This is a genomic window from Funiculus sociatus GB2-C1 (assembly GCF_039962115.1).
GTDB classification, from domain to species: Bacteria; Cyanobacteriota; Cyanobacteriia; order Cyanobacteriales; family FACHB-T130; genus Funiculus; species Funiculus sociatus.
Window position 1 is genome coordinate 175,534 of record NZ_JAMPKJ010000003.1, and the last position, 7,052, is coordinate 182,585.

The 7,052-nt window shown below is 44.1% G+C and carries 5 protein-coding genes; 2 read left to right on the forward strand and 3 right to left on the reverse strand.

Annotated elements, in window-relative coordinates:
* Nucleotides 1-57 precede the first annotated feature (57 nt).
* Together NDI42_RS03075 and NDI42_RS03080 are read left to right on the forward strand one after the other, a co-directional pair.
* Nucleotides 58-2,391, forward strand: a complete 2,334-nt coding sequence (locus NDI42_RS03075) for a caspase family protein (RefSeq protein ID WP_199311442.1) — start codon at nt 58-60, stop codon at nt 2,389-2,391.
* Nucleotides 2,392-2,535: 144 nt separating this feature from the next.
* Nucleotides 2,536-3,468: a TPR end-of-group domain-containing protein gene (locus tag NDI42_RS03080; RefSeq protein ID WP_190459891.1), complete on the forward strand. Its 933-nt coding sequence runs from the start codon at nt 2,536-2,538 to the stop codon at nt 3,466-3,468.
* A gap of 283 nt (nt 3,469-3,751) precedes the next feature.
* On the opposite strand, the gene NDI42_RS03085 is transcribed toward NDI42_RS03080, so the two are convergent.
* From NDI42_RS03085 to NDI42_RS03095, 3 genes are all read right to left on the reverse strand, one after another.
* The gene (locus NDI42_RS03085) at nt 3,752-4,624 is read right to left on the reverse strand and encodes an S-methyl-5'-thioadenosine phosphorylase (protein WP_190459893.1); all 873 of its coding nucleotides are present in this window, start codon (nt 4,622-4,624) and stop codon (nt 3,752-3,754) included.
* A gap of 739 nt (nt 4,625-5,363) precedes the next feature.
* Nucleotides 5,364-6,599 carry a family 10 glycosylhydrolase gene (locus NDI42_RS03090; protein WP_190459895.1) on the reverse strand — a complete coding sequence of 412 codons (1,236 nt, stop codon included), beginning with the start codon at nt 6,597-6,599 and terminating at the stop codon, nt 5,364-5,366.
* 183 nt (nt 6,600-6,782) lie between these two features.
* On the reverse strand, nt 6,783-6,920 hold the full coding sequence (locus NDI42_RS03095) for a hypothetical protein (protein WP_190459897.1): 138 nt from the start codon (nt 6,918-6,920) through the stop codon (nt 6,783-6,785).
* Nucleotides 6,921-7,052 lie beyond the last annotated feature (132 nt).

Genomic DNA, 7,052 nt, shown 5'->3' on the forward strand with positions numbered 1-7,052 from the left:
TCTGTATTCCCTAGACCCTGATAGGCTATAGCTGATGGCTCATAGCTAATAGCTGATATGGGATTGAAGCGGCGGAGTTTTCTGCAACGAGCGGGAATGGCGCTTTTGGCGCTGGGCGTAAGTGAAACGGCGCTATCTCTTCTACTGGGGGATCAAAGCCTAGCGGTGCCTCTGCTGGATCGCTATTATCAAGCGCTGGCACAACCGAATGGGCGAAAGTTGGCGCTACTTGTGGGAATTAACCAGTACCCCCATACCACGGAGACGAAAGTAGCGTCTCTTTTCGGTTGCGTGACGGATGTGGAACTGCAACGGGAACTTTTGATTCACAGGTTTGGCTTTCACCCCAGCGATATTTTGACGCTGACGGATGCTCAGGCAACGCGCCAAAATATTGAAACTGCTTTCCTTGAGCATTTGACAGCACAAGCTTCATCAGGTGATGTGGTGCTGTTCCACTTCAGCGGCTACGGTAGCCGCGTGGGAAGGATGAAGGATGAAGATGATTCTTTAATCCAAAATCCAAATTCTAGAATCCAAAATTCCTTAGTGCCAGTGGATGGCGTTTTGTCAACCAAAGGAACAGTAGCGAATGATTTGTTGGAAGAGACGCTGTTTTTGCTGTTGCGATCGCTTGCCACTGACCAAGTGACAACGGTACTCGATACCAGTTACAGTGACGGCGATACCGTCCTCCAGGGCAACCTGCGGATTCGCACTTGCCCGGAAACGGTCTTAGCGCAGCAAGCCAGCGACGAGGAACTAGCTTTTCAGGAAGAATTGCGATCGCGTCTCAAGTCTTCGCCAGAAGCACTCAACAAGCTGCTATCCGGCGAAACGCCTGGAATTGTTCTGGCGGCAGCTGGCCCTAATCAGCCAGCAACTGAGGCGCGTTGGGGCGGTTTTAGCGCCGGATTATTCACCTACGCCCTAACTCAACATCTCTGGCAAGCAACCTCACCCACGACGGTTCAGGTTAGCTTCAATCGGGCTGCTGGAGTTGTCGAACAACTGGTAGGTAAAGAGCAACAGCCCCAGCTAATGGGTCAAAAAAGTAACGAGCAATATGCGCTTGCCTATAATTTGACGCCTGAAATCGGTATTGGTGCGGATGGTGTGATTACGGCCGTGGAAGAAGGCGGCAAATTCTTACACTTGTGGCTGGCAGGATTACCAGCACCCATTTGGGAATATTACGGAGTAAATTCTCTGTTGGTGGTTAACAGCAATCAACTATCAACTCCGAACAATGAACAACCGGTACAAGTGCAAATTCGTTTTAAGGAGGGTTTGACTGCCAAGGCGCGAGTTGTTTTTGGGTCAGAAACGTCTAATTTACAAGTCGGGCAACTGGTACAAGAATCCATCCGCGTATTGCCCCGGAATATCGGCTTGACTGTGGCTCTAGATACCAAACTAGAACGAATTGAGCGCGTAGATGCAACCAGTGCCTTTGCCAATGTTAGTTCTGTCTCATCGGTTGTCACAGCAGGCGAACAACCCGCAGATTATTTGTTTGGCAAAGTCGAGACTACCGACTCGGCGGGCAGCTATGCACTATTTTCTCCCGGCCGGGATCTGATTTTCAACACAGCTGGAGAACCGACTGAAGCGGTAAAAATAGCTGTTAATCGTTTAACGCCGAAACTGAAAACACTGCTGGCGGCTAAGTTATGGCGTTTGACGGCAAATGAAGGGTCTTCTCGTCTCCCAATTGCGGCGACGTTGGAAATGATTTCTCCTACAGAACAGGTGCTGCTGCAACGAGAAACTTTGCGGAGGACGCAGGAAACTAATCTTGATTCAATCAATACCCAAAATTCAAAACTTTCCGCCCTTGCAGGCATCCCCACTTTACCAATTGGTAGCCGCGTCCAGTACCGAATTCAAAACTATAGCGATCGCCCGATTTATTTCATACTACTCGGCATCGATAGCAGCGGCTCTGGCATCGCCTATTATCCCCCGTCATTTCCCACTCCAGATGCCCTGGAACCCAACCCGACGGCGGCAGCAACCGCTGCCCTACAAGATGTTGTTATTCCGGCGGGGGCAACTCTGACGGTGCCACAACCTCCATCATTGGAATGGGCGATCTCAGCCCCGGCAGGGCCTGCGGAAATTCATCTGTTCGCCAGTCGCGCACCCTTTACCCAAACCCTTGCTGCCATGTCCTCTGGGCGGCGTTCCCAGCGCGAAGGAGTGTCCGAATTGTTTAACCCGCTAGTCGTGGCGCGGGCCTTGCTGCAAGATTTACATCAAGCTAGTGCGTTAGTTAAGCAAAACGCGATCGCGTCTGTGTCTGGAGAAAATATTGGTATATCCTCTGACAGCTATGCTTTAGATGTCAATGCCTGGGCAACTCTCAGCTTTGTTTATCAAGTAGGTTGAATCAAATTAAAGATGCCTAATTAAACTTCCATTTTAATTAGGCATCTTTAATTACTCTATAGGTGGGGATTGCACGAATTTTCCTAGTACCTGATAGTTTTGGCACACGTTGGGAATACTTAGATTAAAGCTAAGAGTATTCTCATGAAGATCAATAAGCAAGTTGCCCTGGCGCTTTCCTTCCTTTTTCTATCTGCTGCTGCTGCCGTTGCCCAACCTCAGCCTGCTGCCACAACCCTATCGGTTCAGGAACAGCAGGAAGTGGAACGATTGCGGCTTGAGTTGGAAATACGTGATCGCGTACAATCGGAAGTTGACCGCGCCTTTAGCCGCACCACAACTTTACTCAATACTTTACTATTTATATTAACTTTGTTTCCGATTGTGGCAGCTGTCGGCGTTTTTTTTCTACGTCGCAGTGTTATTAACCAAATAGTTTCTGGAACCCAAAATCAATTAGAGCAAATTCGAGAAAAATTTGCCACCCAACTAGAGGAACAAGTAACTGCTAACTTAAAAAATCTCACTGACAATACCCAAGTAGAATCTGACAGTCTTCTGAAACTAAACAACCTAATTTCAGAAGCTCAAGCTGTATTGGGAGAACTTAAAGAACAGAAAATTATTGTATCTCAAGAATTTGAAACACTGAGGTACAACCATTATTATGATCCACAAATTGAAACCATAAACTCTGAGGATCAAAATCACCTTTCGGAATTTACTTTAGATGCTCAATCTGATTTAGCAGTGCCAATTCAAGAATTGGATGCCAATGCTAACCAAATTTTAAATGCCAATGATTATTTAATCCAAGGAAATGCTTATTTTTCTGAAGGTCGTTATCTAGAGGCGAATCAATCTTATAACGCGGCTGTTAAGATTGAACCAAACTTTTCTGAAGCTCGGTATAACAACTCTCGTTGTTATGCGGTGCAATACCGGGTAAATTTAGCAATAGGTAATCTACAATGGGCAATTGATATTGAGCCTAATTATAAAGAAATGGCAAAAGCTGACTCTGCTTTTGATGCGATTCGCTCCGACGCTCAATTTAAAAAGTTGATTAGTGAATAACTTCTTCTAAATGGCTAGTCACTATTTTATTTTCTTAGTCTGCACATGGGCTAAGCTTTGTCTAGTCGCGACTTTAGCTGTCCTTGCATCTTCATTCTTGAAATTGTGGTTGTTTTTATGAACCAGGAAGACACGAAGAACGCCAAGAGAAGATAGAAGTTAAGAATAAATGTAGGTTAGGTTTTAAGGGTTCAAAACCTAACCTACATTTACTATTTTATTTTCTTAGCTCCCTGCGCGGGCTAAGTTTTGTCTAGCCGTGTCTTTAGTCGTTCTTACATCTTTACAAATACTTTTTCAAAAGCAACTCCATCTTCTCCTTAGTTTCCGCCGGAACATTATCCAGGCGAGTTAAAATTGCATACTTCAAAGCAGAATGAGCATCAGAAACTGGAGGATTTTCACTTAGACGGCGGACAGTTTCTTGAATTACTTTTTGAGCATTCGCTGCATTGCGTTGCAGATTAGCAATCACCATTTCTACGGTTACGCTATCGTGATCTGGGTGCCAACAATCGTAATCTGTAACTAAGGCTAAAGTTGCATAGGCAATTTCAGCTTCTCTAGCTAACTTCGCCTCCGGTAAATTTGTCATCCCAATAATTGTCGCGCCCCAACTACGGTAAAGATGGGATTCAGCTTTAGTAGAAAACGCTGGCCCTTCCATGCAGACATACGTACCGCCGCGATGGAGGGTGACATCTGGTAAATTTAGGGATGCGATCGCATCCGCCACAACAAGAGCCAATTTATTACACACCGGATCGGCAAAAGCAATGTGCGCTACAATTCCTTCTCCGAAAAAAGTGGAAACTCGATTTTTTGTCCTGTCAATAAATTGATCCGGTACTACCATGTCCAAAGGTTTAGCTTCTTCCTTCAAGGAACCAACAGCGGAAGCAGAAATCAGATATTCGACCCCTAGCTGCTTCATGGCGTGGATATTCGCTCGAAATGGCAACTCAGACGGCAAAAGCGTGTGATTTCGACCGTGACGGGCCAGGAAAGCCACTCGCGTTCCATCTAAAGTTCCCAATATCAACGCATCAGAGGGAAAGCCAAAAGGTGTAGAGATTTGCACCTCTTCCACATCTTTGAGCGCTTCCATTTTGTAAAGACCACTACCACCTATAATCCCAATACGAGCCTGAGCCATTGTTTTTGCCTTCTTGCTGCAACGCCAAGCTATTTTACCGGGAAATTACTGACTTTATTTAAACTCCGCGTTATTTGTCAATGATGGGAATCACGGATTTTTCAGGAAAATATTACAGCCTTTCTATGATCGCGATCGCCCACATTTGTAAAGAAATATTGCATACTTAAAATATACTGAGTTTTGATTTATACAAAAATATCTGCCCGTAGAATGATGATATCCCAACGCTCTCTACCTAAAGTATCAGTAGAACAAATTGTTGAGCGCATTTTCGCCTTTCGGCAGATTACGCGCACTGACCAAAGGTTACTCATGTCCGCATTTTTATCAAAAAAATGCTACAACGAAACAGATCATTTGCAAATTAAGCGTGTTTTTGATGCCCTGCAAAGAGGATTAATTAAGGTTACGGATTAAGAATCTATTCCTTCTTTATCCACCATATACAGAAATTGCTGTAGGTTCACCAATACCAGCTATGGTGTTATGGTACCGCTTTAGCATCATACAGTTAAAAAGAATTACAAAATATTAGAGATGGCATTGAGTCAGCTAAATTGGGCAGAATTTACCTCAGCGCCGTCACTTTGATAAAAATGAACAAAGCGGGAAAAACTCAGGTAGCGATCGCGCTCCTATCTGCGTGTGTGACGACAGCTTGTTGAAAGTTGTAAGCATTTCTCCCAGCGCAGACTCCCTTGCCTAATTATTTCAGCAAATCTATTATATTCTTACCCTATTTACTCGTTGGAGTTAACTTCTTGACAAGAGCAGCAGTCTCTTCTGGTTTTCCAGTGGAGGGAAACACTAAAATACTCTTGATTTTGGGGTTATTAACCAATGCTTTTAAACGAGATAACTGCTTATCTGAAATAGCTACTCCCGCATAATTTTCCGCATAATCTAGTTCTTGGGTAAAATTCGCATCGTTATAAATTTGAATAAAAACTCGATCAACATTCCAATTTTCCCAATCAGCCGCAAAATAACGTTTACCCCAATAAGGATTATGATGGCAAAGGTCGAAACTAACCCTTGAGTTCGCTTTTTTTATGTCAGCTCTCATTTGCCGCACAAATTTAGTTAAATGCGCCGTGCGATCAACTTTGCCGGGTAATTCAGCATGATAACCTAGGTAATCATCCCACTGAACTGCATCGATGGTTGGATACTTTTTGACGAACTCTACTGAGATTGTTCTGAATAAATTAGCAACCTCTGGAATCTCCACATCCAGTACATAATGCTCGATGCCAGCGTAGGTTTTATCGACCCCTGCCACAATCCATCGTTTAGAAATTGCTAAATCAAAAATTGGGCTATTTTTATCAATTTTAATCCCCTTTTCAAAATAGGCGTGAACTTGCATTCCCTGCTTGTGTGCCTCATCAATCAACCAATCCAACCATTGCTCTTGAAATTGGTTAGGACAGCTTTTGTATCCGAATGTTTGCTGCATGACATTACTGTTGTACATCGTGCAACCATTTCCCCACACCCCATGAATAATGGTATTTATTCCTTGAGCGCGATAATAACGAACTCGTTCGCGAATCATTTTTTCGCTAGCATTATTAGTCGCCTGATACCGACTTAAATAAATTCCCCTTATTTCCTTTTTCTCCCAAGGAGTCTGAGGTGATGGCGATTTCTTGGGGGTTACGGGTAATGGTAGAACTTGTGGCTTGGTTGTTGGTGTCGCAATCGGAATCGCTTTCGGAAGAGGAGGATTGGCGGTTGGTGTCGCAGTCGGAATCGCTTTCGGAAGGGGAGAATTGGCAACAGGTATGTCCTGGCTAGGCGCAGAAGTCAAAATAGGAGCGGTTGGTTGTTGATTATTAGGCAAAAATTTACTGATATCTAGTTTATCTAGATGCCTAAAGCCCCAATAACCAACACCTAACAAAACGATGATTAATGAAAATGGAATACTCGCACATCCACATCCATTGTTTTCTTTTTTAGGTGGCATGGCAACAAAGCATGATTGTTTAACAATGCAGCAACTTTCTTTACTCGACTGGGGCTTTCCTGTATTAACGGATACTTTGAAAGTACGGAAGGAATAATTTAGGGCTTAAGTGATACATCAAACTACTTCACTTTGCGATCGCTTAATTCCGCATAGCCTTAAAAAATGGTGCATGAAGCGTAACTATCCTGTCGGGAATCGCATCCCGACAGGATAGCTAAAAGCGATCGCCCGAATAGCAGTTACAGCAGCAGATTGAGGCGTGGCAAGTGTTACTGGAAAAGTTGGGAGGGATTGACGGTGAAAAAGCGATCGCTTCACGCTTCTCCTTTCCTGATACCTAGTGGTCTGTCAAAAAAGAATTGACGGATAATAGAAATGTAAGCAACCCATAAACAATGCCAGCCAAACGATATATTGTTTCCCTGACAAATGAGGAACGGCAAACGCTAG